The 24,737-nt window shown below is 70.9% G+C and carries 21 protein-coding genes; 12 read left to right on the forward strand and 9 right to left on the reverse strand.

Features of this window, described 5'->3' with window-relative positions; all coding sequences use genetic code 11:
• Positions 1-309 precede the first annotated feature (309 nt).
• The 3 genes from ACTOQ1_RS12090 to ACTOQ1_RS12100 are packed head-to-tail and all read left to right on the forward strand — an operon-like array spanning position 310 to position 2,963.
• Positions 310-1,257, forward strand: a complete 948-nt coding sequence (locus tag ACTOQ1_RS12090; RefSeq protein WP_440066560.1) for a TIGR03557 family F420-dependent LLM class oxidoreductase — start codon at positions 310-312, stop codon at positions 1,255-1,257.
• A gap of 19 nt (positions 1,258-1,276) precedes the next feature.
• A complete protein-coding gene (locus ACTOQ1_RS12095) occupies positions 1,277-2,458 on the forward strand; it encodes a zinc-dependent alcohol dehydrogenase (protein WP_440066561.1) in 1,182 nt (393 codons plus the stop codon).
• 31 nt (positions 2,459-2,489) lie between these two features.
• Entirely contained in the window at positions 2,490-2,963 is a 474-nt protein-coding gene (locus tag ACTOQ1_RS12100; RefSeq protein WP_440066562.1) for a hemerythrin domain-containing protein, read from the forward strand.
• Between the two features lie 161 nt (positions 2,964-3,124).
• On the opposite strand, the gene ACTOQ1_RS12105 is transcribed toward ACTOQ1_RS12100, so the two are convergent.
• From ACTOQ1_RS12105 to ACTOQ1_RS12125, 5 genes are all read right to left on the reverse strand, one after another.
• The gene (locus ACTOQ1_RS12105) at positions 3,125-3,412 is read right to left on the reverse strand and encodes a Fe-S cluster assembly protein HesB (protein ID WP_440066564.1); all 288 of its coding nucleotides are present in this window, start codon (positions 3,410-3,412) and stop codon (positions 3,125-3,127) included.
• 113 nt (positions 3,413-3,525) lie between these two features.
• Complete coding sequence (locus tag ACTOQ1_RS12110) at positions 3,526-4,899, reverse strand: FAD-dependent oxidoreductase (protein ID WP_440066566.1); 1,374 nt, start codon at positions 4,897-4,899, stop codon at positions 3,526-3,528.
• Positions 4,900-4,944: 45 nt separating this feature from the next.
• Positions 4,945-5,277, reverse strand: a complete 333-nt coding sequence (locus ACTOQ1_RS12115) for a zinc ribbon domain-containing protein (RefSeq protein ID WP_440067171.1) — start codon at positions 5,275-5,277, stop codon at positions 4,945-4,947.
• A gap of 30 nt (positions 5,278-5,307) precedes the next feature.
• Positions 5,308-6,849, reverse strand: coding sequence for a multicopper oxidase family protein (locus ACTOQ1_RS12120; protein WP_440066568.1), 1,542 nt, complete (start codon positions 6,847-6,849; stop codon positions 5,308-5,310).
• Positions 6,846-7,313, reverse strand: a complete 468-nt coding sequence (locus tag ACTOQ1_RS12125) for a hypothetical protein (protein ID WP_440066570.1) — start codon at positions 7,311-7,313, stop codon at positions 6,846-6,848. The genes ACTOQ1_RS12120 and ACTOQ1_RS12125 overlap by 4 nt, the downstream gene beginning before the upstream one ends.
• 561 nt (positions 7,314-7,874) lie before the next feature.
• On the opposite strand from ACTOQ1_RS12125, the gene ACTOQ1_RS12130 reads away from it, so the two are divergent.
• The 5 genes from ACTOQ1_RS12130 (at position 7,875) to ACTOQ1_RS12150 (ending at position 14,169) form a co-directional block, all read left to right on the forward strand.
• Positions 7,875-8,897: a LacI family DNA-binding transcriptional regulator gene (locus ACTOQ1_RS12130; protein ID WP_440066572.1), complete on the forward strand. Its 1,023-nt coding sequence runs from the start codon at positions 7,875-7,877 to the stop codon at positions 8,895-8,897.
• Between the two features lie 306 nt (positions 8,898-9,203).
• Positions 9,204-10,577, forward strand: a complete 1,374-nt coding sequence (locus ACTOQ1_RS12135; protein ID WP_440066574.1) for an ABC transporter substrate-binding protein — start codon at positions 9,204-9,206, stop codon at positions 10,575-10,577.
• A 71-nt stretch (positions 10,578-10,648) separates the two neighbouring features.
• Positions 10,649-11,566 (forward strand): carbohydrate ABC transporter permease, encoded by a 918-nt coding sequence (locus tag ACTOQ1_RS12140; protein WP_440066576.1) that lies wholly within the window; start codon positions 10,649-10,651, stop codon positions 11,564-11,566.
• A gap of 16 nt (positions 11,567-11,582) precedes the next feature.
• The gene (locus tag ACTOQ1_RS12145; RefSeq protein WP_440066578.1) at positions 11,583-12,563 is read left to right on the forward strand and encodes a carbohydrate ABC transporter permease; all 981 of its coding nucleotides are present in this window, start codon (positions 11,583-11,585) and stop codon (positions 12,561-12,563) included.
• A 40-nt stretch (positions 12,564-12,603) separates the two neighbouring features.
• Positions 12,604-14,169: a glycoside hydrolase family 13 protein gene (locus tag ACTOQ1_RS12150; RefSeq protein WP_440066580.1), complete on the forward strand. Its 1,566-nt coding sequence runs from the start codon at positions 12,604-12,606 to the stop codon at positions 14,167-14,169.
• Between the two features lie 147 nt (positions 14,170-14,316).
• Here ACTOQ1_RS12150 and ACTOQ1_RS12155 read toward each other — a convergent pair whose 3' ends face one another.
• Positions 14,317-15,339, reverse strand: a complete 1,023-nt coding sequence (locus ACTOQ1_RS12155) for a GTPase family protein (RefSeq protein WP_440066582.1) — start codon at positions 15,337-15,339, stop codon at positions 14,317-14,319.
• A 138-nt stretch (positions 15,340-15,477) separates the two neighbouring features.
• On the opposite strand from ACTOQ1_RS12155, the gene ACTOQ1_RS12160 reads away from it, so the two are divergent.
• The gene (locus ACTOQ1_RS12160) at positions 15,478-18,999 is read left to right on the forward strand and encodes an AAA family ATPase (RefSeq protein WP_440066584.1); all 3,522 of its coding nucleotides are present in this window, start codon (positions 15,478-15,480) and stop codon (positions 18,997-18,999) included.
• 1 nt (position 19,000) lies between these two features.
• Here ACTOQ1_RS12160 and ACTOQ1_RS12165 read toward each other — a convergent pair whose 3' ends face one another.
• Entirely contained in the window at positions 19,001-19,774 is a 774-nt protein-coding gene (locus ACTOQ1_RS12165; RefSeq protein ID WP_440066586.1) for an SDR family NAD(P)-dependent oxidoreductase, read from the reverse strand.
• A 208-nt stretch (positions 19,775-19,982) separates the two neighbouring features.
• On the opposite strand from ACTOQ1_RS12165, the gene ACTOQ1_RS12170 reads away from it, so the two are divergent.
• The 3 genes from ACTOQ1_RS12170 to ACTOQ1_RS12180 all read left to right on the forward strand — a co-directional run bounded on the left by ACTOQ1_RS12170 (position 19,983) and on the right by ACTOQ1_RS12180 (position 22,723).
• The gene (locus ACTOQ1_RS12170) at positions 19,983-20,978 is read left to right on the forward strand and encodes a LacI family DNA-binding transcriptional regulator (protein WP_440066588.1); all 996 of its coding nucleotides are present in this window, start codon (positions 19,983-19,985) and stop codon (positions 20,976-20,978) included.
• Positions 20,979-21,886: 908 nt separating this feature from the next.
• Positions 21,887-22,102, forward strand: a complete 216-nt coding sequence (locus tag ACTOQ1_RS12175; RefSeq protein ID WP_440066589.1) for a transposase — start codon at positions 21,887-21,889, stop codon at positions 22,100-22,102.
• A gap of 462 nt (positions 22,103-22,564) precedes the next feature.
• Complete coding sequence (locus tag ACTOQ1_RS12180) at positions 22,565-22,723, forward strand: hypothetical protein (protein WP_440066591.1); 159 nt, start codon at positions 22,565-22,567, stop codon at positions 22,721-22,723.
• A 29-nt stretch (positions 22,724-22,752) separates the two neighbouring features.
• Here the strand turns inward: ACTOQ1_RS12180 and ACTOQ1_RS12185 are convergent, their stop codons facing one another.
• A complete protein-coding gene (locus tag ACTOQ1_RS12185) occupies positions 22,753-23,247 on the reverse strand; it encodes an NUDIX hydrolase (RefSeq protein ID WP_440066593.1) in 495 nt (164 codons plus the stop codon).
• 238 nt (positions 23,248-23,485) lie between these two features.
• The gene (locus tag ACTOQ1_RS12190; RefSeq protein WP_440066595.1) at positions 23,486-24,664 is read right to left on the reverse strand and encodes an MFS transporter; all 1,179 of its coding nucleotides are present in this window, start codon (positions 24,662-24,664) and stop codon (positions 23,486-23,488) included.
• Positions 24,665-24,737 lie beyond the last annotated feature (73 nt).

The raw sequence follows: 24,737 nt of genomic DNA on the forward strand, positions 1-24,737 counted from the left end.
GCGCACCTGCGCCAGCACATGGCCGACGCCCGCCTGCGCGCCCGCGCCCACACCCGCGAGCACGGCGAGGACCCGGCCGAGATCCGCGACTGGGCCTGGCCGTACTGATCGGGACGTACTGACCGGGGCCCCTGCCCCCCTGCCCCGATCGCGGGGCAGGGGCCCCGGTCGAGCTCGCCGCCGGGTTGCGCCGCTTCCTCGGGGAGGTCAGGGGGGAGATCACGCCTACCCCCGCACACCCCCTCGTTTGACCTTCACGGACGGGGTAAGGGAGACGTCACTGCAGCTCAGATGATCGGGGAGGGGAAGATGACCACGTTCGGATACTTCCTGTCGAGCGAGGAACACGGGCCGGCGGAGCTCGTACGGCAGGCCAAGCTCGCCGAGCGGGCGGGCTTCGAGGGCCTGTGGATATCCGACCACTTCCACCCCTGGCTGGACGTGCAGGGCCAGAGCCCGTTCGTCTGGTCGGTGATCGGGGCGGTGGCGGAGGCGACCTCGCTGCCCATCACCACCGCCGTCACCTGCCCGCTGGTCCGCACCCACCCGGCGATCATCGCGCAGGCCGCCGCGACCAGTGCGGCGCTGTCCGGCGGCCGGTTCCGGCTCGGCGTCGGCACCGGTGAGGCGCTCAACGAGCACATCGTCGACTCGCGCTGGCCCCCGGCCTCCGAGCGGCTGGAGATGCTCGAGGAGGCGGTCGAGCTCATGCGGGAGCTGTGGAGCGGGAAGCTGGTGACCCACCGGGGAGAGCACTACCGCGTCGACACCGCCCGCCTCTACACCCTTCCCGACGAGCCGCCGCCCGTCTACATGTCCGCCTTCGGGGACAAGGCCGTGCAGCTGGCCGGGCGCATCGCCGACGGCTACATCTGCACCTCCCCGAGCGCGGAGCTGGTGGAGAAGTTCCACGAGGCGGGCGGCGCGGGCAAACCCTCCCAGGGCGGGCTGAAGGTCTGTCACGCCGCCGACGAGGCCACCGGCCGCAAGACCGCGCACCGGCTCTGGCCGACCCAGGGCATCCAGGGCGAGGCCTCGCAGCTGCTGCCGCTGCCCCGCCACTTCGAGGAGCTCGCCGAGACGGTGACCGAGGACGACATCGCCGCCCCCTGCGGCCCCGATCCCGAGGTGCACGTCAAGGCGATCAAGGAGTACGTGGACGCCGGCTTCGACGAGGTCTACATCAGCCAGATCGGCCAGGAGCAGGACGCCTTCTTCGACTTCTACGCCAAAGAGGTCCTGCCCCGGCTGCGCTGACACCCCCGAGGAGAAGATCATGAAAGCTCTCACCTGGCACGGCAGGCGCGACGTACGGGTCGAGGAGGTTCCCGACCCGGTGCTCAAGGAGCCGAACGACGCGATCATCAGGGTCACCACCACCGCGATCTGCGGCTCCGACCTGCACCTGTACGAGGTGCTGGGGCCCTTCATGGGACAGGGCGACATCCTCGGCCACGAGCCGATGGGCGTCGTGGAGGAGGTCGGCCCCGAGGTCACCGCCATCAAGCCGGGCGACAGGGTGGTCATCCCCTTCAACATCTCCTGCGGCCACTGCCACATGTGCGGCCTGAACCTCTTCGCCCAGTGCGAGACCACCCAGGTCCGCGACCAGGGGATGGGCGCGGCCCTGTTCGGCTACACCAGGCTGTACGGCGAGGTCCCCGGCGGGCAGGCCGAGTACCTGCGGGTCCCGCAGGCGCAGTTCGGCCCGATCAAGGTCCCCGAGGGGCCGCCGGACGAGCGGTTCGTCTACCTGTCCGACGTGCTGCCCACCTCCTGGCAGGCGGTGGCGTACGCCGACATCCCCGACGGCGGGAGCGTCACCGTCTTCGGGCTCGGCCCGATCGGGCAGATGACCTGCAGGATCGCCAGGCATCTCGGCTACCGGGTCATCGGCGTCGACGGGGTGACCGAACGGCTCGCGATGGCGCGCAGGCACGGCGCCGAGGTGCTCGACGCCTCCGTGACCGGCGACATCCCCGAGGCGGTCAGGGAGCTGACCGGCGGGCGCGGCACCGACTCCGTGATCGACGCGGTCGGCATGGAGGCGCACGGTTCCCCGGTCGCCAAGTTCGCCCACGCCGTCACCGGCCTGCTGCCCGACGCGATCGCCGCCCCGCTGATGTCCAACGCGGGCGTGGACCGGCTGGCCGCGCTCAACCAGGCCGTCGACACGGTACGGCGCGGCGGCACGATCTCCGTCGTCGGCGTCTACGGCGGCATGGCCGACCCGATGCCGATGCTGAGGATGTTCGACAAGGGCGTCACCCTGCGGATGGGCCAGGCCCACGTCAAGCGCTGGATCGACGACCTGATGCCGCTGGTGACCGACGACTCCGACCCCCTCGCGGTCATGGACCTGGCCACCCACCGGCTCCCCCTCGACCGGGCGCCGCACGGTTACGAGATCTTCCAGAAGAAGCGGGACGGGGCCATCAAGGTCCTGCTCAACCCCTGATCACACCGGACACGTCGTTTTAAGGAGAAAGATGGACGCGATCGTTCTGCTCAAGGACGACCACAAGACCGTCGAGAAGCTGTTCAAGGAGTTCGAGAACGCGGGCGAGCGGGCGTACAAGAAGAAGCGGGAACTCGTCGACCAGATCATCGAGGAGCTCACCGCCCACGCCCACATCGAGGAGCGGATCTTCTACCCGGCCGCCCGCGAGAGCGTTCCGGAGACCTCCGACCACGTCCTGGAGAGCGTCGAGGAGCACCACGTGGTGGTCTGGATGCTCTCCGAGCTGGCCAAGCTCGACCCCAAGGACGAGCGGTTCGACGCCAAGGTCACGGTGCTGATCGAGAACGTCCGCCACCACGTCGAGGAGGAGGAGCAGGAGTGGTTCCCGCAGGTGCGGGAGGCCATGGGGCGCAAGAGGCTCCAGGAGCTCGGTGAGGAGATGGAGAAGGCCAAGCCCGCGGCGCCCAGGGACCCGCTCGCCCTGAGCAGCGCCCGCGCCTGACCTCGCCCGCGCCTCGAAGGCCTGACCTCGCCCGTACCTCGCGGAGAGGTCCCCTGGCGGAGAGGTTCCCCGGAAGAGGCGTGGAGGTCCCGGGAAGAGCACGCACGGGCCCCGGTCCCGCGAGGGGACCGGGGCCCGCGTGCCGGGTCTGCCCGGAGTGGTCAGTGATGCTGTTCGGTGACGAGGAACGCGACGCCGCCCCCCTCGTCGACGTCGGCGTCCAGCGACTTGTCGTCGAGCATGTCCACGACCTGCGGGTCGAGGAAGATCCGTGCTCCTTCCGACTCCACCACCCTGTCGGCGGATTCGGGGTGTTCCGCGATCGAGAGCACGAGCGATCCGGTCCCGTCGCTCTGGGATGAGATGCGAACCCCGGTATCCGGAGAGTCTGTCACCTGCGAGCTGAGGTCCCGGATTACCTGGGCTGCCGTGTCCGTCAATGTGAGCATTGCTCCTCCTTGTCGGTATCGGGCTTTCGATTCTTCGCCCTTGCCCGCTCTCATCCGGCCCAACCATCTCCCCGGTTTTTCCCGCGACCACGGGCCGGTGAGCCACCGAGCGGTCAGGCCTTCCCGTCGAGGCGGTCGATGTGCTCGGCCGCCTTGCGCGCGGCGATCAGGACGGGGTCCCACACGGGGGCGAACGGGGGAGCGTACGACAGGTCGAGCCCCGACATCTCCTCCACCGTCATCTCGTGCCAGATGGCGACGGCCAGGGCGTCGATCCGCTTGGCCGCCCCCTCCTGGCCGACGATCTGGGCGCCCAGCAGGCGGCCCGTCCCCCGGTCGGCGATCGTCTTGATCTTCATCTCGCGGGCGCCGGGGTAGTATCCGGCGCGCGTGGTGGACTCCACGATCCCGCCGACCGGCTCGAACCCGGCCTCCCGCGCCGCCGCGGTCGTCAGGCCGGTGCGCGCCACCTCGTACTCGCAGATCTTGGACACCGCGGTGCCCACGACGCCGGGGAAGGCGGCGTGCCCGCCGCCGATGTTGATGCCCACGACGCGTCCCTGCTTGTTGGCGTGGGTGCCGAGCGCGATCGCCACCGGCCGCCGGGAGACCCGGTGGAAGGTCTCGACGCAGTCACCGGCGGCCCAGACGCCCTCCACCGGGGTCCGCATCCGCCGGTCGGTCACGATCCCCGAGGTCTCGCCGACCGGGATGCCCGCGGCCTCGGCCAGCGCGCTGTTCGGCCGGGTGCCCAACCCCAGGACGACCAGGTCCGCGGGCAGGGTCCGGTTCTCGGTGCGGGCCGCCGTGACCCGCCCGCCGGACTCCTCGAAGCCCTCGATGCGCTCGCCGAGGTGCACCTTCACGCCCAGGTCGCGCAGGGCGCCGGCGACGAGGGCGCCCATGTCGGGGTCGAGCGTGCCCATCGGCTGCTCGGCGGCGTCGACGAGAGAGACCTCCAGCCCGCGCCGTACCATCGCCTCGGCCATCTCCAGGCCGATGTAGCCGCCGCCGACCACCACCGCCCTGCGCGGCTCGTCCTCCAGGGCCCGCAGCAGCGCGATGCCGTCGTCCAGGGTCTGCACCCCGTACACCCCCTCGGCATCGGCGCCTGGCAGGTCGGGGCGGGCCGGCACGGCGCCGGTGGCGACCACGAGCTGGTCGAACGGCTCCCAGCCCCGGTCGCCCCGCTCGTCGCGCACGGCCACCGCGCGCCGGTCCAGGTCGATCTCGACGACCTCGCTGCGCAGCCGCAGGTCGATGTCCATCTCGTCGCGGAACACCTCCGGGCGCCGGCTGATCAGCGACTCCACGTCGGTGACCTCCCCGCCCACGAGGTAGGGGATGCCGCAGGCCGAGTAGGAGGCGTGCGCGCCCTTCTCGAAGGCGACGATCCGCAGATCGCCGGGCCCGCGCCGGCGCCTGGCCTGGGAGGCCGCGCTCATCCCCGCGGCGTCGCCGCCGATCACCACCAGTCGTTCCGCCATCGTTCCCATCCCGTTGCTTGTGAGTGTGCTGTGGTAAGCACCCTCTCAGGCAGCTTCCGGCTTGCGCCGGAGCGTTCCCCGTTTCCGGGGTTCCCGTTTCGCCGGTGCGCGCCCGGCACGGGTGCCGGGTCCTACCGCTCCTCCACGGGCGTTTCGCGTCTTTCCGCGACTCTGGGCGACGTCGGCCGCGAGCGCGGCCAGATTCAGCGCGGCATTGAGGTCCCGGTCGGCGACCAGGCCGCACCCGGCGCAGGCGTAGGTGCGTTCGGACAGGGCGAGCTTGGCTTTCACCGCGCCGCAACCCGAACAGGTCTTACTACTGGGATACCACCGGTCGGCAACAATGAGCCGTCCGCTAAGCCCTGGGGCTGAGCCGATCGCCCGCGACCGCTGACCAGGCTTACCCGTCTAGACCACCTCGAAGTCGGCCATCATCGCCATGTCCTCGTGTTCGAGGTTGTGGCAGTGCATCATGTAGCGCCCCCGGAAGCCCTCGAAGCGCACCAGGACCTCCACCACCTCGTACGGGCGGACGTCGACGGTGTCCTTCCAGCCGCCGTCCGTGGCCGCCGGGACCCGGCCGTTGCGTGACAGCACCTGGAAGTGGGCCAGGTGCACGTGCACGGGGTGGTGGAAGTCGCTGGTGAGGCGCCAGACCTCGGTGGTGCCGAGCCGGGGGCGGGCCAGCGGGCTGCCGGGCCGGAACGGCAGCCCGTTGATCGTCCAGGCGGCGTCCGGGCCCTGCCCGGTCCTGCGGAAGTCGAAGAGCCGCGAGGCGGCCGCCGACGACCTGAGGGCCGGTTCGACCGCCGCCAGGCGCCCCGGCACCGCGCTGTCCTCCCTGGCCCGGCGCGCGACGCGGAAGCGCATCACGTCGCGCGCCGGGCCGGTGCCGAGGGTGTTGACCATCGTCACCTCGGTGCCGACCGGGTAGGCGGAGAAGTCGACGACCACGTCGAACCGCTCGGCGGGGGCCATCGTGATCGCCTCGTGCGCGACGGGGGCGGCCAGCAGTCCGGCGTCGCTGCCGACCTGGACGAACCTGCCGCCGGGGGTGAGCTCCAGCCGGTAGCGGCGGGCGTTGGAGGCGTTGAGCAGCCGCAGCCGGTAGCGGGTGGCCGAGACCTCCAGCACCGGCCAGGGGGCGCCGTTGACCAGGATCACGTCACCCTCGACGCCCTCCATGTAGGCGGCCTCGACCCCGGCGCTCACCAGCAGGCTGGGATCGGTCGCCGGGTAGCGGAACGAGCCGTCCTCCTCGAACGCGCGGTCGCAGATCATCAGCGGGACGTCCCGCTCGCCCCTGGGCAGCGGCAGCGCGTCGTCCTCGTCGTCCCCGACGATCATGAATCCGGCCAGCCCCCGCCAGACCTGCGGGGCGGTGAAGTCCATCCGGTGGTCGTGGTACCAGAGCGTGGCGGCCCGCTGGTCCAGCGGGTACGCGTAGTCCCTGGCCCCGGCGTGCAGCGTCCACTGGGAGGGATCCACGCGCATGCCGTGGTGGGAGTGGCCGCCGGGCGGGGGCCGGAAGCCGCGGCCCTCGGCCACCACCAGGTCGGTGGGATAGCCGTCGGAGCCGGCCGGGGTCACCCCGCCGTGCAGGTGCGTGGAGGTCGGCACGGGCAGCTCGTTGCGGACCCGGACCGTGACGGGACTCGCGCGCCGCACCTGGAAGGTCGGTCCGGGGAAGGTGCCGTCGAACCCCCAGACCTCGGTCGTCGTCCCCGGGATGATCTCCACCTTCGCGGGACGCTGGACCACCTCGTAGTGTCCCGGCCGCGCGGGGCGCGCCACGGCGGGGATCGGCAGCGGGACGGTGAACGGCCTGGGCAGCGGCAGCGCGCTGGACAGGACCTGGCCCGCGGTCTCGGCCGAGACCGCACCGCATCCGGCCGCGGCCAGGCCCGTCACGCCGAGCGCGCCGCCCAGGAAACGCCTTCTGGAGATCACGCGGCCGCCCTCCACTGAGCCCGCCACGTCCAGGCGGTCATCCACACGGCCAGGCCGAAGACGACCATCGCCAGCGGGATGTGCGCGGCGACCATGCGCTCCTGACCCAGCACGATCTGGGCGTTCACCAGCACCAGTTGCAGGACGCTCACCCCGAGCGGCCACAGCGGGCCGCGTCCCGGCCGCCACAGCGTGATCGCGGCGATGAGCTGCAGGCCCACCAGTGCCGTGGTCACCATGGCGCCGAGGTTGTGATGGGCCAGCAGGTCCACCTTCCCGGTGACGAACATGCCGGCGATGACCGCCTGGCCGAGCACGGTCACCAGGTGCAGGGTGGCGGTGACCCGCAGGGACCAGACGATCCAGGCGGGCACGCGGGCCGGATCGGTCCGGGCGGGCACGCGGGCCGGATCGGCGGGGGCGGGCACGGGGGCCCGGCCGGTCGGAGCGGGTGGGGAACTCATGGACACCTCCGTCGGATTTCGGTGTCCAGGCTCCCGGTCCGGGGCGCGGGCGTCGTCACCCCGGCGAAGCGCTCCGCCGTACTTCCCGTGGTGTACACGGGGCCGGTCGCCCCCGGGCGTACGACCGGGGGAGTACGGGTGCCGCGCGGCCCGCCTGACGTCCGCACGCACCCGGCCGCCTGGCCGGGGTCACCCCTTCGTCCGCCGGTGACCGTGTGGCGATGCCGCCGTCTCGGCAGAAGAGCGGTATCAGATGATACAAAAATCATAGGATGACGAACAGATAGCCGCAATATTTCATCCTTATACAGCAAAGAAGCGCTTGTCGTGCGTCCCCTGCTGTCGTGGATGTGACGCCGAGCGGACCCCTCCGGCTCCGCGTGCAGGTGGAGCTGCCCGGCGAGGCCGCGCGAACAGCGAGTTGAGGTCCGGCAATCGACTCCATCGGGGCATGAAGCCCACATCTCGGACTGTCATGACGCGTCATTCCCGCGAGCCGGTATGACGCCGATCCGCAAAGTGGATGTAAACGCTTGCGAAAGCCGCCGTATGCTTGCGGGTATGACGCGGAGGCTTGCTGAGGTGGCCAAGAGGGTCGGGATGAGCGAGGCGACGGTCAGCCGCGTGCTCAACGGCAGGCGCGGCGTCTCCGAGTCGACCAGGGACGCCGTGCTGACGGCGCTCGACGCCCTCGGCTACGAGCGCCCGACCCGGCTGCACCGCGACCGCGCCCGCCTGGTCGGCCTGGTCTTCCCCGACCTGCACAACCCGGTCTTCCCCGCGTTCGCCGAGGTCGTCGGCGGGGCGCTCGCCCAGCAGGGGTTCACCTCCGTGCTGTGCACGCGCACCTCGGGCGGGCTGCAGGAGGCCGACTACGTCGACCTGATGCTGGCGCAGCACGTCTCGGGCGTGGTCTTCGCCGGAGGCGCGTACGCCGACGGGGACGCCTCCCACGACCACTACGCGCGCATCCTGGAGCGGCGCCTGCCCGCCGTCCTGGTGAACGCCTCGGCCGGGCACCTCGGTTTCTCCCAGGTCTCCTGCGACGACGTCGCCGCCGCCGAGATGGCGGCCGGCCACCTGCGCGCCCTCGGACACGAGCGCGTCGGGATGCTCCTCGGGCCTGCCGACCACATGCCGTCGCGCCGCAAGCTGGAGACCTTCGCCGCCTACGCGCGGGCGCACGGCATGGACTTCGGCGCCCGCTTCGTCGAGCACGCCATGTTCTCGATGGAGGGCGGCCAGGCCGCCGCCACCCGGCTGGTGCGGCGCGGGGTCACCGGCCTGATCTGCGGCAGCGACCTGCTCGCGCTCGGCGCGGTGCGCGCCGCCCGGCGCGAGGGGCTGGCGGTGCCGCGCGACGTCTCGGTGATCGGGTACGACGACTCGGCCATGATGAACCGGACCGACCCGCCGCTGACCACGGTTCGCCAGCCGATCGAGGCGATGGGCCGCGCGGCCGTGGACCTGCTGGTCGCCCAGATCGACGCCGCCGCCCTGCCGGGGGGCGAGCTGTTGTTCGACCCCGAACTCGTGGTCCGCGCCTCCACCGCGCCGGCGGCGCCCAGGGCCGTACCGGCCTGACCGTTCCCGAACCGCCGCGGGGCCGCGCCCGCCGCCGGCTCCTCCAGCCACCTTCCCGGCAGCCGTCTCTAAAAATTTCGACAGGAAGATGACGTCATCAAACATCTTCCCGCAAGTGGATGACTCCACTCCGTGTCATGTGTGTGTAGCCCCAGGTGGGGCGGGGTTCTCGCGCGCGGCGGGGGTGTTACCGGGAGATGGCCGATGGATCACTGTCACTTTTTTGCATCTGAATTGACGGACTCTTGCTAGTTCCTGCACGCCTCTATATGTTTCTCGCAACCGACCCGCCAAGGAGTGCCTCGGATGAAATCCCCCAAGCTCTCGATGCTGCTCGCCGCAGCCATCGCGCTCACCGCCGCCGGGTGCGGCAACGACGACAGCGGATCACAGGCCGCGGAGACCAAGCCGAGTGCCGCCGGGGCCGAGGCTCCGGTCACGATCTCCGTCGGCTGTCAGCCGCCGAAGAGCAACCCGCTGGAGCGGACCGCCTGGGACGAGGACGTGGCAGCGTTCAAGAAGCTGCACCCGCACATCACGATCGACAGCAAGGACGCCTTCCCCTGCATCAACCCGGACACCTTCCAGGCGAAGCTGGCCGGTGGCTCGATGGAGGACGTCTTCTACGTTTACTTCACCGATATCAAGAAGATCATCGCCGCGGGCCAGGCCGCCGACATCACCCCGTACGTCGGCGGCATCAAGCTGCTGAACGACATCCGGCCCGACGTCCTGGCCACCTTCAAGGAAGGTGAGAAGCTCTACGGCCTGCCCAGGAACAACTACTCCATGGGCCTGGTCTACAACCGCAAGCTCTTCACCCAGGCCGGGCTCGACCCCGCCGCACCGCCCAAGACCTGGGCCGAGGTGCAGGCGGCCGCCAAGAAGATCAGCGCCCTCGGCCCCGGGTACGTCGGTTTCGGCGAGTACAGCGCCGGCAACACCGGCGGCTGGCACTTCGCCGCCTCCCTCTACGGGCGCGGCGGCGAGATGGTCACCCCCGACGGCAAGTCCGCGGCCTTCAACAGCCCCGAGGGCAAGGCCGTCCTGGAGAACCTCAAGACCATGCGCTGGACCGACAACAGCATGGGCGCCAAGCAGCTCCTCCAGTGGGAGGACCTGATGCGCATGATGGGCGGCGGCAAGCTCGGCATGATGATCGGCGCCCCCGACGTCGTCCAGGCCGTCAACAACGACTTCAAGGGCAAGTTCGAGGACTACGGGGTCACCGCCCTGCCCGAGGCCAAGGCCTCGCTCAGCGGTGGCGACGGCTACATGATCAACCCCAAGGCCACGCCCGAGAAGATCAAGGCCGCCATGCTGTGGCTGGAGTTCCACGAGCTGACCCCCGGCCAGGGCCAGTTCAACTACGCGCGCAGCAAGCAGCAGGGCCGCCCCGTCGGCCTGCCGATCCCCGACCTGTACGGCGACACCGCGCCCGGCAAGGAGATCGTCGAGCTGCGCAAGGCGAACGCCACCGTGCCGGTGGAGAACTTCGCCCCCTTCGTGGAGGGTTCCGCGGCCATCCAGAACAAGCTTGAGCCGCCGAAGTCGCAGGAGCTCTACGCGATCCTCGACGTGGCCATGTCGGCGGTGCTGACCAGGCAGGACGCCGACATCGACAAGCTCCTCGCCGACGCCGAGGCCAAGGCGAACAAGGTGCTGGCGAAGTCGAGCTGACCTTCTGACACCCGGGGTGCCGGCCCGTCGGCCGGCACCCCGACACTCATGTCGATATCGGGAGTCAACCGATGACCACTTTGACCGTGAAAGGTCCGCGGCGGCGGAAGCCGGGAGCGTTCCGGCGAGGGCTGCGACGCAACCTGACCGCCTACGGGTTCCTGTGCGCGGCGCTGATCTGTTTCGCCTTCTTCTCCTGGTACCCCATGGTGAGGGAGGTCCTGCTCAGCTTCCAGCAGACGAACTTCGTCGACGACCCCACCTGGGTCGGCCTGGACAACTTCCGTACCGTGACGGAGGACTCGGCGTTCGCCCAGGCGTGGATCAACACCATCGCCTTCACCGGCCTAGCGCTCGTGTTCGGCTACGTCGTCCCGTTCGTGGCGGCGATCGTCCTGAACGAGCTGCGGCACGCGCGGGCCTACCTGCGGTTCATCGTCTACCTCCCGGTGATGCTGCCGCCCGCCGTCGGGGTGCTGCTGTTCAAGTGGTTCTACGACCCGGGTGCCGGCCTGTTCAACCAGATCCTGGACCTGGCGCACCTGCCGGCCCTGAGCTGGCTCGACTCCACCGACACCGCGCTGATCTCCCTCGTCATCGTCTCCACCTGGATGAACCTGGGAACCGGCACGCTGATCTACCTCGCCGCGCTGCAGAGCATCCCCGGCGAGCTGTACGAGGCCGCGGAACTGGACGGCGCCGGGCTCTTCAAGCGGGTCTGGCACGTGACGATCCCGCAGACCAGGCTCATCCTGCTGGTGATGCTGCTGCTGCAGATCGTGGCGACCATGCAGGTCTTCATCGAGCCGTACCTGCTCACCGGCGGCGGCCCGGAGAACGCGACGCTCACCGTCGCCTACCTCATGTACCAGTACGCCTTCAACTTCGGCGACTTCGGCGCCGGAGGCGCGCTCGGGCTGATGCTCATGGTCGTGCTGATGGTGTTCTCCGCCTTCTACCTGCGCCTGTCGCGGGACAACCAGAGCTAAGGAGGCAGCTGAGCCGATGTCGAACCTCACCGTTCAACCAAGCCGCCCGGCTCCCGCCCCGCCGCCGGAGCGGGACTCCGGGAAGAGGGCACGGCGGTCGCGCAAACCCAAGGAGCCGGCCAGGGAGTTCCGGAGCCTGGTCTCCCCGCACACCCTCACCACCCCGCACGGGCGGTGGATCTACCGCGCCGTGCTGACCTTCGTGGTGCTCCTGTTCACCGCCGTGTTCGTGTTCCCTCTCTACTGGATGGTCACCGGCGCGCTCAAGACCCCCGAGGAGCTCGCCCAGATCCCGCCGAGCTTCTTCCCGACGTCGTTCGACTTCGGGGTGTACGCCGAGGCGTGGGACCAGCTGGACCTGGGGTTGTTCCTCACCAACACCGTCGTCTACGCCGGCGGCGCCTGGCTGTTCACGCTCGCCGTCGACGTCTCGGCCGCCTACGCGCTGTCGAAGCTGCGGCCGGTGCTGGGCAACCTGGTCCTGGGCATGATGCTGGCCACGCTCATGATCCCGCCGATGGTCATCCTGCTGCCCGCCTACCTGACGGTCAAGGACATGCCGATCTTCGGCTGGGACCTGCTGAACACCCCGTGGGTGATCTGGCTTCCCGCCGCGGCCAACGGGTTCTTCATCTTCCTGCTCAAGCGTTTCTTCGACTCGATCCCCAGGGAACTGCTGGAGGCCGCCCAGATCGACGGCGCCTCTCCGGCGCGTATCCTCTGGTCGATCGTGCTGCCCGTCTCCCGGCCGATCCTCGGAGTGGTGTCCATCCTCTCCGTGGTCAACGTCTGGAAGGATTTCGTCTGGCCGCTGCTGGTGCTGCCGGACGGGGAGAAGATGACGATCAGCGTGGGCATCGCCTCGCTCTCGGCGCAGATGCCGCAGAACGTGCTGATCGCCTCGCTGGTGATCGCGAGCATCCCGACGATGATCGTCTTTTTCGTCTTCCAGCGCAGCATCATGGCCGGCCTCACCGCCGGCAGCCTCAAGGGCTGACCTCGTCACCCACCCACAACTACTAAGGAGTTGTTCCAGCATGTCCGAAACGTGGTGGCGGGGAGCCGCGATCTACCAGGTCTATCTCCGGAGCTTCGCCGACGGCAACGGCGACGGCATCGGCGACCTCGCGGGACTCCGCGCGCGCCTGCCGTACCTCTCCGACCTGGGCGTCGGCGCGATCTGGCTCAACCCCTGGTACCCGTCGCCGATGGCCGACGGTGGGTACGACGTGGCCGATTACCGTGACATCGAGCCATCGTTCGGCACGCTCGCCGAGGCGGAGGAGTTCATCGCCGAGGCGCATGCCCTGGGCATCAAGACGATCACCGACATCGTCCCCAACCACGGCTCCCACCGGCAGAAGTGGTTCCTGCAGGCGTTGGAGGCCGGGCCGGGCTCCGCCGAGCGGGAGCGCTTCCACTTCCGCGCGGGCCGGGGGGAGAGCGGCGAGCTGCCGCCCAACGACTGGCAGTCGATCTTCGGTGGCCCGGCGTGGACCCGGATCGCCGACGGCGAGTGGTACCTGCACCTGTTCGCCCCCGAGCAGCCCGACTTCAACTGGGACAACCCGGAGGTCGTCGAGGAGTTCCACGACGTGCTGCGGTTCTGGTTCGACCGGGGCGTGGACGGCATCCGGATCGACTCGGCCGCCCTGCTGGTCAAGGACATGGACAGCCTGGGAGGCGAGGAGGCCTACACCGACCTCGACGGCGTCCACGAGATCTACCGCGGCTGGCGCAGGGTGGCCGAGGAGTACGAGGACAGGATCCTGATCGGCGAGGTGTGGCTGCCCGACCAGGAGCGGTTCGCCCAGTACCTGCGCCCCGACGAGATGCACACCGCGTTCAACTTCGACTTCCTGGCGTGCACCTGGGACGCGGCCGCGCTGCGCGGGTCGATCGACCTGACCCTGGCCACGCACACCCCGCTGGGCGCGCCCCCCACCTGGGTGCTGTCCAACCACGACGTGACCCGCCCGGTGACCAAGTACGGCAGGGCCGACACCTCCTTCAGCCACGCCGACCGCAAGCACGGCATGCCCTCCGACCCGGTGCTGGGCGAGCGCAGGGCGCGCGCGGCGGCGCTGCTGGCGATGGCGCTGCCCGGGGGCCTCTACGTCTACCAGGGCGAGGAGCTGGGGCTGCCGGAGGTCGAGGACATCCCCGACGACCTGCGCCAGGACCCGATCTGGATCCGCTCGGGCCGCACCGACCGCGGACGCGACGGCTGCCGGGTGCCGCTGCCGTGGTCGGGTGACGAGCCGCCGTTCGGGTTCGGTGCCGGGCCGACGTGGCTGCCGCAGCCGCTGGAGTGGAAGGCGCTGACGGCCGAGGCGCAGGCCGCCAACCCCACGTCCATGTTCACCCTCTACCGCACCGGGCTGCACCTGCGCCGCGAGCTGCTCGGTGACGGCACGCTGACCTGGCTGGACGCGCAGGACGGGGTGCTGGCCTTCCGCCGGGAGTCCGGCCTGGTCTGCGTGGTCAACCTCGGCCAGGAGCCGGCCTCCCTGCCCGAGCACGAGTCGGTCCTGCTGGCCAGCGGCCCGCTGGAGGGGAACCTGCTCCCCTCCGACACCGCCGTCTGGCTCCGTACGGCCTGACCCCGCACCCCTCGGGACTCCCGGCTCGGGGCCGCCGGCGTCCCGGCGGCCCCGGGCGCCCCTGACCGGCCGGATCCCGTCCGGCCGGTCAGGCGGCGCCGGCCACCCGCGAGGTGCCGCCCCGCCCTCACCGCTCCTCGCGGGGCCTCACAGGGGGATCTCGGTGAGGTCGAACGCCTTGGTGCCGCGTTCGCCGTCCCAGATCATCAGGTTGCCGTAGGTGCGCGCCGTGGCCACCGGCACGCCGCTGAGGTCGTCCACGTCCTGGAGAAGGCGCCGGAAACGGAAGACGGCCGTGGGGCCGAGCCTGTTCACGACGCCGGTCATCAGCCGCGTGAGATTGAACCTGAACAGCGCCGAGCAGGGCAGCACGCGATGGTTGTCGCGCAGGCGGGAGAAAACCTCCCGGTGTGCCGGATAACGCGCCGAGTAGGCGTCGCACACCTGCTGCGAGAAATAGCCGCGATAGTGGACACCGCGCCGGTCGAAGCCGAGCCTTTCGTCGGAGACGGTGAACTCCCCGGTGCCGTAGGTGCTCGTGAGGAGGATGTCCGCGCGGGGTTCGAGAAAGACGCTCTCGTAGTAGGCGGCCTTTTCCTCCAGGCGGCGCAGGAGTGCCCCGCCCGGGGCGAAGGTGCCTCGCTCCCCGCGCATGTCGAAGATCCACGGGGGCGGGGTCAGGGTGTCCGCCTTGGTGAGGAGGAACGTCAGCTTGCTCATGACGAGCCGCCGCGTCTCGATCGCGACACCGTCGAGCAGCCCGCTCAGGCACCGCTCGTCGTAGGCGGTGGAGCGGCTGTCGGCGTGGAAGGCCCAGATGACGACGTCGCACTGGACCAGCCTCTCCAGGTACATGGCCAGGTAGGTCTCGTCGGCGGCGGCGGACTCCCCGATCCCCGGCATGTCCCAGAAGGTCAGCGTGTGGCCCGAGGCGCCGGGTATCGAGACCGGCTCCGGCCTCCGGGTGACCGGCCGGACGTGACCGACGGCGAGATCGGTGCCGAACAGGCAATTCAGGAGCGAAGTCTTACCTACCCCTGTTTGTCCCATTATTGCCACACTTAGTGGTTTATCTAATTCAGCGCTTCTTCCGCGCCGGCCATTCTCCCCGGCCTTTCTCCACGGGCCGTCGCCCGGCGGGCCGATGGAAAAATCCTCGATCTTGGCCATGCGGTCATCTCCTGTGACATCGTTGTCGAGCGCTTCGATCTGCTTTCCACGCTCGCCTCCACGATGGGGCGGGCGACCTTGCGAGGACCTTGCAGCCGGAGCCGTCGCCGGAAAAACACGGATCGATCCCCCCGGGCGGTGGACGTGGCGAGCTTCGAGATCAGGCTGTTCGGCGCGGTGGACATCGTGATCGACGGGGTGCCGCAGGAGATCAACCCGCAGTCGGCGAAGACGCTGGCGATGCTGGTCTCCGCCCGTGGCCCGATCTCCCCGGCCGCCCTGGCCGCCGGGCTGTCGGAGCCCTCCGCGGGCAGGAACGTGGAGGTGGCGCCGCCGGTCTCGCGGCTGCGCGGGCTGCTGCGCGGCAGCGGGCTGGACATCCCGCGGGCCAGGCGCTCGCACGTCTACGAGCTGGTCGAGGACGCCCCGGGCCGCCTCGCCGCCACCGTCGACACGCGCAGGTTCGAGGCGTACCTGCGCGACGGGCGGACGCTGCTGGAGAGGGGCGACCTCGCCGCGTCCCTGCGGACGCTGCGGGAGGCCCTCGGGGAGTGGTCCGGTGACCCGTTCGCGTCGCTGGCGGGCGGGTGGATCCCGCCCAGGGTCTGCGAGAGCTACCACGCCCGGCTGCGGGAGCGGCGCCGGGAGCTGATCAGGCTCGTCGCCCGCGTCGCCATCCGGCTCGACCTGCTGGGCGACGCGGCGTTCCTCACCGGCGAGGTCGCCGCCGAGGGGCAGGAGGACAGCGGCCCGCTGTGGCTGCTGCGCTTCCTCATCACCCTGCGCGACGAGGGAGCGGTCACCGCGAGGGAGCTGATCGAGCGGCGCCGCGCGATCTCCCCCGGCGACGACGCGGTGAGCCGGGCGCAGGACCTGCTGGCCCTGCGCGGGCACGGCCTCGGCCGCCCGCCGTCGCCGCCCCCCGCCGCCCGCGTCCACGGGCACGCCTACGGTCACGGCGGCCCGCGGTCCCTGATCGGCCGCAGGGACGAGGTCCTGCTGCTCTCCGCGCTGGCCGGGCGGCTCGAACGCGGCGAGCCGGTCGCCCTGGCCGTCTGCGGCGTCCCCGGGGTCGGCAAGACCAGGCTGGTGGAGGAGCTGGCCGTGCTCCTGCCCCCGAGGACGCGCATGGTGACCGTCCCGTGCCAGGAGCTCGGCGACCTGCAGCCGTGGCGGGTGCTGGTCGGGACCCTCTGGGAGGACCTGCGGCGCGACCTGGCCGGCCCGGCCGTCCCGCTCGGCGCCGAGGAGCGCGAGACGCTGGAGGGCCTGATGTCGGCGGGCCTGTTCGTCTCGCTCGGCGGGCCGGGCCACGAACGCGACCCGAGGCGGCTGGTCGCCCTCCTGGTCTCCCTGCTGCGCCTGACCGCCGGCGCCGGTCTCCTGGTCGCCTTCGACGACGCCCACCTGCTCCGCTCCGACGCCGAGGAGCTGCTGCACAACGTGCGGGAGGCCCTCGGGGAGGTCCCCGTCGGCTTCGTGCTCACCGACCGCTCCGAGCCGTCGCGCTGGCGGGGACGGATGGACGTGCTGGCCCTGTCCCGGCTGGGGGCCGAGGAGGTGGCGGAGTGGCTGGGCGCGACGTGGGGCCGCGAACCGACGCGCGCCGAGACCGGCAGGGCCGTGGACGAGACCGGGGGGCTGCCGCTGGACCTGTGCCGGATCACCGAGGCCGGTGGCCTTCCCCGCGACCTGCCGCGGCACGACACCGCCTCCAGCCCGATGTTCCGCTGGCTCGCCGCGGCGGCCGTCACCGCCCTGGGCCGGGAGATCGACCCCGATCTCGTCGCGGGCATGCTGGAACTCGACACCCGGGAGGCGAACCGCAGGCGCGCGGTGGCCGTGACGGCGGGAACGGTCGTCGACCACCAGGGACTGCGCTTCGGCCACGACACGGCCAGGGAGAGCCTGCTCCAGGAGCTGGGGCGCCATCCGGCACTCGCCATGGAGCTGCACCGCCGGGCGTTCGAAAGCCTGGACGAGCGGCTGGCGCGGACCACCGGGGACGGCTGGATCGACCCGGCGCTGCCGGTGCGCGTCGCCGAACACGCCCGCTCCTCGGGGAGCGGGCTGTCCCAGGAACGTGTCGCCGCGGCCTGCCTGGGCGCCGCGCGGGCGCAGCAGCGCGGCTTCGCCACCGAGGGGGCGATCACGTGGGCGCTGGCCGGGCTGGAGCTGCGGTGCGACACCGAGACCCGGACCGGCCTGCTGATCACGCTGGGGGACGCGCGCAACGACGCCGGTGACCTGGAGGAGGCCGAGCGCCTGTACCTGCGGGCCCACCGCGACGGCGAGAGCCTGCCGAGGCTCGCGGCGGTGGCGGCGATCAGGCTGGCGCGCCGCTGGTCGGACCCCGGACAGGCCGACCGGCAGCTGCTGCACGTGCTGAGCGGCAGCCTGGAGGCGCTTCGCGAGGACACCGGCGAGGAGGCGGTCCCGCTGCGGCTGCAGCTGCGGGCGCATCTCGCCCACAAGCTGACGATGGCGGTCAGCGACAGCCTCGACCCCACGTACGCCGGCCTGCGGCCCGGGGTGGAGCTGGCCCGCGCGACGCTGCGCGAGCTGGAGGAGTCCGGGGCCGGGCCGCTCATCCGCTGCGAGGTGCTGAACGAGTGCAGATGGGGCCTGTACGACTTCGCGCACCCGAAGGAACTGCTGGGCATCGCCGAGCGGCTCCAGGAGGCGAGCATCCAGGCGGCGTCCGCGCACTTTCGCAGCGAGGCCATGGTGGCCCTCACGATCGACCAGCTGAGGCTGGGCCGCCTGAGAGAGGCCGCCGCCACCGTGGCCGGTCACCGCAGGCACGTCGCGCGCAACCACCGGGTCTTCGGCCCCTGGCTGCAGACCACCCTCGACACGCTGATGGACGTGTGGCACGGGGAGTTCGGCCGTGCCGAGGAGCGCGTCCTGGCCGAGTGGAAGCAGCTCGGCAAGGAGGGCGAGGGCGGGGGAGTGGCCGCCGACACCCTGCGGCAGACCCTGATCGGGCAGCACTACTGGCTGCTGCGCGAGCAGGGAAGGCTGGGAGAGCTCTTCGGCTCCGGGCTCGCCAGGCAGGTGGTGGAGTACGAGTACTTCCCGATCTGGCGCGCGGCGCTCATCCTGGCGCTCTGCGAGATCGGCGGGCACGAGGACGCGAGGGACCGGCTGAGGGCGTTCTTCCGCGAGACCTCCGATCTCGGCGCGCTGCCGCCCGACGGGTGGTCGGTTCCGACACTGGCCCTGCTGGCCGAGGCGTGCGCGCTCCTCATCGAGGCGGGCCAGGGCGATCCCGAGCTGTCGCGGTGCGGCGCCCTCGTGCGGGAGCGGTTGTCGGCCCATCGGGGGCAGATCGCGCTCGCCGGGTGGCCCACGATCCTGCTGGGGCCGACGGACCGCTATCTCGGGCTGCTCGCGCTGGCCGAGGGGGACGCCGAGGAGGCGCTGCGGTGCTTCGACGCGGCGCTCCCGCTCGCCGGCGCCGCCTCACCGCTGATCGCGCACCTCCACCTCGACCGTGCCAGGGCGCTGCGCCTGCGAGAGGGCGCGGGCGGGATCCCCTCCGGAGACCCCTTCGGAGACTCCGGAGGGGATCCCGCCCGCCTGCTCCGCCGCGCGCTGCGCCTGGCCGAGCGCCTGGGCATGGCCGGGGTCGCCGCCCGGGCCCTGTCGTTGCTGTGACCTACTGTGACTCGGGATCGCGTGCGAGCACCGACCGCCCGCCGTCGACGGGCACGGTCGCGCCGGTGACGAAGCCGGCGTCTTCGGAGAGCAGGTGGGCGATCACGGCCGCGACCTCCTGGGACCGCGCCACCCTGCCCAGCGGGTGCGACAGCGCCATCTCCCGCTCGACGCGGGCCGCGCCGGCAGGCCCCTGGGCGCCGAGGAACTCCGCGTAGCGCTCGGTGTTCACCGAGCCCGGCGCCACGGCGTTGACGCGGATGCCGCGCGGGCCGTACTCGACCGCGAGCGCACGGGTCATCCCCTCGACGGCCGCCTTGGCGGTGACGTACGGCAGGCAGCCGGGGACCGCCTGCCGCGCCTGGTGCGAGGAGACGTTGACGATCGCGCCCGGGGTTCCCGCCGCGAGAAAGCGGCGGACCGCGGTCGCGCACCCGACGACGGCGGCGTTCAGGTTGGCCGCGATGAGATCCAGCACCTGTCCGGTCGTGGCGGAGTGGAGGGAGGCGTCCCGGAACACGGCGGCGTTGTTGACCCAGCCGGCGAGGGGGCCCGCGGCCCGCGCGAGCTCGGCGGCCCGCTCCGCCACGGTCTCGTCGGCGGCGTCACCGGTGACACCGGCCAGGCGCGCGCCGGCGGGATGGCCGTCCAGCCAGGTCAGGGCCGCCGGGTCGCGCTCGACGGCGACGACGGCGCCGCCGTCGCCGAGCAGGCGCTCGACCACCGCCCTGCCGATGCCACGACCGCCTCCCGTCACCACGTACGAACGGCTCATGCTCTTGCCCTCCCACCGGCGCGCTCCCGCCCGCCGCGACGCGGGCCGGTGTTCCTCTCCCGCCCGGACGCACGGCTGTCTCCTCCCCATGAGACGTGATCGTCCGCGAAAATGTCAATTACTTCTATCGAAGCACTTCGATACCTTCGGGCGCTTGATACGATTCCTGCCGGCGGCGAGAGCGCGTTTCCGGAAGGAGGGCCGCACGGTGACACGGACGACCATCTACGACGTCGCCGCCGCGGCGGGCGTCAGCATCTCCACCGTGTCGCTGGCCCTCAACTCCCCGGCCCGGGTCAGCCAGGCGACCAGGCGCAAGGTCCTCGCGGCGGCGGACGCGCTCGGCTTCGTCCCCAAGCAGGACGCGGTCGCCAAGGCGCGGCGCGGCGTGGGGCGCGTCGGCGTCATCGCGCCGTTCACCTCCTACCCGTCCGTCGCCCGGCGCCTGAACGGCATCCTGCGGGCCGTCGGCCACCGGCCCCTGGAGGTCGTCGTGTTCGACCAGGAGTCGGCCGCGCAGAGCTCCTCGCCGTTACTCGCCAGCCTGCCCATCACCGGCCGCCTGGACGGGCTCATCGTCGTCAGCCTCTCCCTGGAGGAGGCGGTGGCCGACCGCCTGACCGACCTGCGGCTGCCCACGGTCCTGGTGGACGTCCGCCATCCCCGCTTCGACTCCGTGCACACCGACGACGCCACGGGCGGCCGGCTCGCCGCCGAGCATCTGATCAGCCGTGGTCACCGCCGATTCGGCTTCCTCGGTGAGGCGCAGAGATCCGGGCTGTACGTCTCGCCGTCCCAGCGACGGCTGGCGGGCTACCGCTCGGCCCTGGCCGAGGCCGGCCACACCCTCGCCGACGGCGACGTGCTGCTGACAGCGCACGGCGTCGCGCCGGCCCGTGCCGCCGCAGGGAGGCTGTTGTCGGCACCGGACCGCCCGTCCGCGGTCTTCGCCGCCGACGACACCCTCGCGGCCGGAATTCTGAGGGCCGCCCACGACCTCGGCCTCGCCGTCCCCGGCGACCTGGCGGTGGTCGGCTTCGACGACAGCGACCTGGCCGACGCCCTTGATCTCACCACCGTGCGCCAGCCCCTGGAGGAGTCCGGGCACGCCGCGATGGAACTGCTCATCCAGCGGCTCGACCGGCCCGGGACCGCCCGCGAGGTGGCGCTGCGGCTGCGGCTGGTCCCGCGCGGCACGAGCTGACCCGGGCCCCGTCCGGCCGCCGGAGGGCCCGCCACACCCTCAAGGTCATTTTCTGGCGCGCGGTCTCGTTCCGAGCCGGCCGATGCTGCGCATCCCGGGTAAGTAACAGTTCTTGAGTTGAGGGCGCCGGCCCCTCCTCGACCTGCACGCTCGCTACCTGCGAACTGCATCTTCTTTCGTTTGCCGGATTGATCACCACACCGAAGCGGCTTCACTCTCTGTGAAGCTTTTGTCGCAGGAGTGATGAGACGGCGGCGCCGGTGAAGTCGGGAGGTACGGGTTGGCGCTGGGAGTTGTACGAGATCTACGCGAGCACCGAGCCCCTAACAGCGAAGAAGATCTTGTCGCCTTCGAGATCGACGTCCTGGCGGGGTTCGTGCTGGTTCGTGCGTCGGCCGGGCTGACCGACAGCACCATCCGCTCACGCAGTCCCTCAGGATCACACCCCCCGTGGTGCCATTCGCCGGACACCGCGGTATGTCTGGAGAAACATGTGAGCGATCGGAACGAGCTACGCGAACGCGACCGACGCCGGAGTTACCGGCTGCCGGCGCTGAGTGCGGGACGGTACTCGCCGGTCGTGCCACCGCAATGAGGGCGGCTTCAGGACGGCTACGCGGATCAGCGACGGCAAACCGATTGCGTAGGTGAACTTCACCAGGCGGCTCACGGCTGAGCCGTACCGGCCGAAGCCACGGAGGCCAGGCCGGGCATCGTCGTCCACGACGGTGACGCGAACGGTTCCGAACGCCTCGAACCAGGGCGCGGTTGTCCGGCGACACCGGTAAGAACCGGCCGGACGTGGTGTTCAGCGCGGAGACCAACGAAACGGCGTTGAGCCGCCACACCGGTCGGCTGAGGTTCCCACCCCCCAATGAAGGAGAACCAAGTGGTGTCCCCATCCAGACGTGTCGATATTCGAACCGCAGAGGGAGTCGCGTGATCTGGACTTCATCGTCGCGGTCCGCTCCGATGAGTCCGCCCACCCCCATGATGCGGTGCCCACCACGCCCGCGTGGAGCGGTAACGGGCGCAAGCCCGCGGCCCGTTACCGCTGCGCGGCATCCTCGTTGAGGGACCTGGCCGCCGAGCCGAGCCGGGCCGGGCAGGCTACCGGTGGGTGACCTGGCGCAGGGGTTCCAAAGGCCCGATGCGCTCTCGGTTTCGAGTGCGCGATGTGCGTCTCCGCGGGAGACCCTGGCCGACATCCGGGCCTCGGCCGCACGGAAACTGCCCGGCGCCCGGATCCGACGGCGCCTGTTCTGGCGATACACCCCGGTCTATGACGCCCCCAACGGGCGGAACGGGGCCTGACGCCCCGCCGCAGAGAAGCCACTAACCAGCCCAAACATACCTCCAGGCCCACTCTCCGCCATATTCCGGCTTGACTGCGAAGCTTCAGTGCTGGTCGAACTCTCCACGTTTTCGGCTCCCACAAACCGAACCGACGTCGGTTCCCGATGAAAGTCCTTCAGTCTGGCTGAACTCACGGCGGACGTGCCGGTAACGCCCATGTCACCAGCCTCAAACGGGCGATCTTTACCGAGATTCCCAGCCGCGGCGCCGTTGCCGGCTTCCTACCGCTGATGGCCGAGCGGTTCGCCCGCAAGCGCCTGCATGTGCCGGCCTACGTGGAGGGCAAGGACGCCTTCGGCACACTTCCAACTGGCGAGCGGGTTGAGGCGGCGGCTCGTGGCGGAGCTGGTCACGAATGTACTGAAGCCGCCGCCCCGTCCTTTGACTGAGGAAGCATCAGCCAGGGAGCGGCTGTTCGTCACTGAGCTGAGCGGCCAAGATATCGGCGCAGGGCTTCTCGCCCACCTGGAACGAAGGGCCCTCGATTGACCACCTTCCACAGTTCGAGTTCCGTGAGCCAGGCATGCCAAGCGATCTCGGACGGATCTGGAGCCAATGGCTCGGCGATCAAGGCCTCGTGCACCCCGAACCAGACAGGGCTGATCCCGTCCTGGAACAGGAACTTGAACAAAAAGCGGACCGGGACGCCGGCGCCCAGTTCCTCGGCCAGTTCGCGGGCCGCCGCGTCCTCATACGATTCGCCCACGCCCGCGGCGCCGCCGACCATCACGTCATAGTGGCCGGGAAAGCGAACATGCCCCTCGGCTCGGCGCAGCACGAGGATCCGCCCCATCGGATCGCGGCAGATCGTCGTCGCGATCCGATGCATCCACCGCTGACGCACCGCCTCTGCGCGCTCCACGACTTCCAGCACGCGGTCCTGTTCATCCACCCGCTCGATCAGCTCACCCATGCCGCACACGGTCGCAGACGCCACTGACAGCCTGGCTTGGGATCACCCCACTACGTCGAGCGGCTGCGATGGTGCTCACCGCTTGATCATGTCAGCGGGGCGATGCGTCATCCGGAGGACTCGAGGCACCTTCTTAAGGCCAAAGGAAGAGTCGCTCTGCGTAGTCAAAGTGACAGCGTGTAGTTCGCAGAATGGGCATCGTCTCCCTCCTGCTGCCCTGAGGTCACGATCCATTGATCTACTTTGTAAAGGGCGGGGTTCTGAGCGCGCCGGCCGCAAGGGCGACGAAAAGGGCCAGCAGGGCGGGGATGGCCAGCGCGCGGGGCAGGCCGATCAGCTCGGCGGCGCCACCGATCAGCACGGGTCCGCTGAGGAATCCCACGTAGCCCAGGCTCGCCACCCGGGCCAGTGCCTTCCCGGCCCGGGCCGGGTCGCGCCGGCCCGCCGCGGAGAAGACCTGCGGGACGATGCAGGACAGGCCGGCCCCGAAGCAGCCGAAACCGATCACCGCGGCGATCTGGTGGCCGGCGAGCAGGCCCAGGCCGAGCCCGCAGGCGGCCAGCGCCCCGCACGCGCGCACCAGGTTGACCGGTCCCAGCAGGGTGGCCAGCCTGTCGCCGGCGAGGCGGCCCGCGGTCATCATGATCGAGAAGGCGGCGTAGGCGGCGGCGGCGAACCCGTCGGAGCTGTTGAGGCTCTCGCTCAGGTAGACCGAGCTCCAGTCGGCCGTGGCCCCTTCGCCGAGCATGCAGCAGAAGGCCAGGACGCCCAGCAGCAGCATCCCCCCGCCCCCGCCGCCCCCGCCGGTCGCCGGGCCGGTCCCGGCGGGGGCGGCGTGGGCGGTCAGGGACAGCGCCCAGCGGGCGGCCCAGAGCGCGAGCGCGACGATCACGGCGGCGACCGCGGTGAACGTCGCCCCCGGGCTGAGGCCGGCCTGGGCGAGCAGCCCTCCGGCGGCGGCGCCGAGGAAGCCGCCGATGCTGAACACGGCGTGGAAGGACGATATGATCGGACGGCCGGTGGCCTGCTCGATCTCGACGGCGTTGGCGTTCATCGCCACGTCCAGCGTGCCGTGCACCGCCCCGAAGACGAACAACGCGACGGCCAGGACGGCCAGGTTCGGCACGAAGGCGGGGAGGATCAGCGCGAGGGCCTGGGCGAAGGCCATCGGCAGCATCACCTTGACGCTGCCGTGGCGGTCGACCAGGCGGCCGACCACCTGCATGCCGGCGATCGCCCCGGCGGCGATGCCGAGCAGCCCGAGGCTGAGTTCGCCCTCGCTCAGCCCCAGCCCCTGTTTGATCGACGGGATGCGTGCCGTCCAGGTGCCGATGGACATGCCCGAGAGCAGGAAGAGCAGGTAGACCGCCACCCGGCCGCGTAGCAGCGCGGCCCGGTCGAGGGGGGCGACGTGCATGGGGGAGGACTCCAGTCAGAAGGGGCGGATCGGAGGGGGCGGGCGAACCCCGCGCGTCCGGCATGGTCGCGGG

It is taken from the genome of Streptosporangium sp. OZ121 (assembly GCF_051918885.1).
GTDB lineage: Bacteria > Actinomycetota > Actinomycetes > Streptosporangiales > Streptosporangiaceae > Streptosporangium.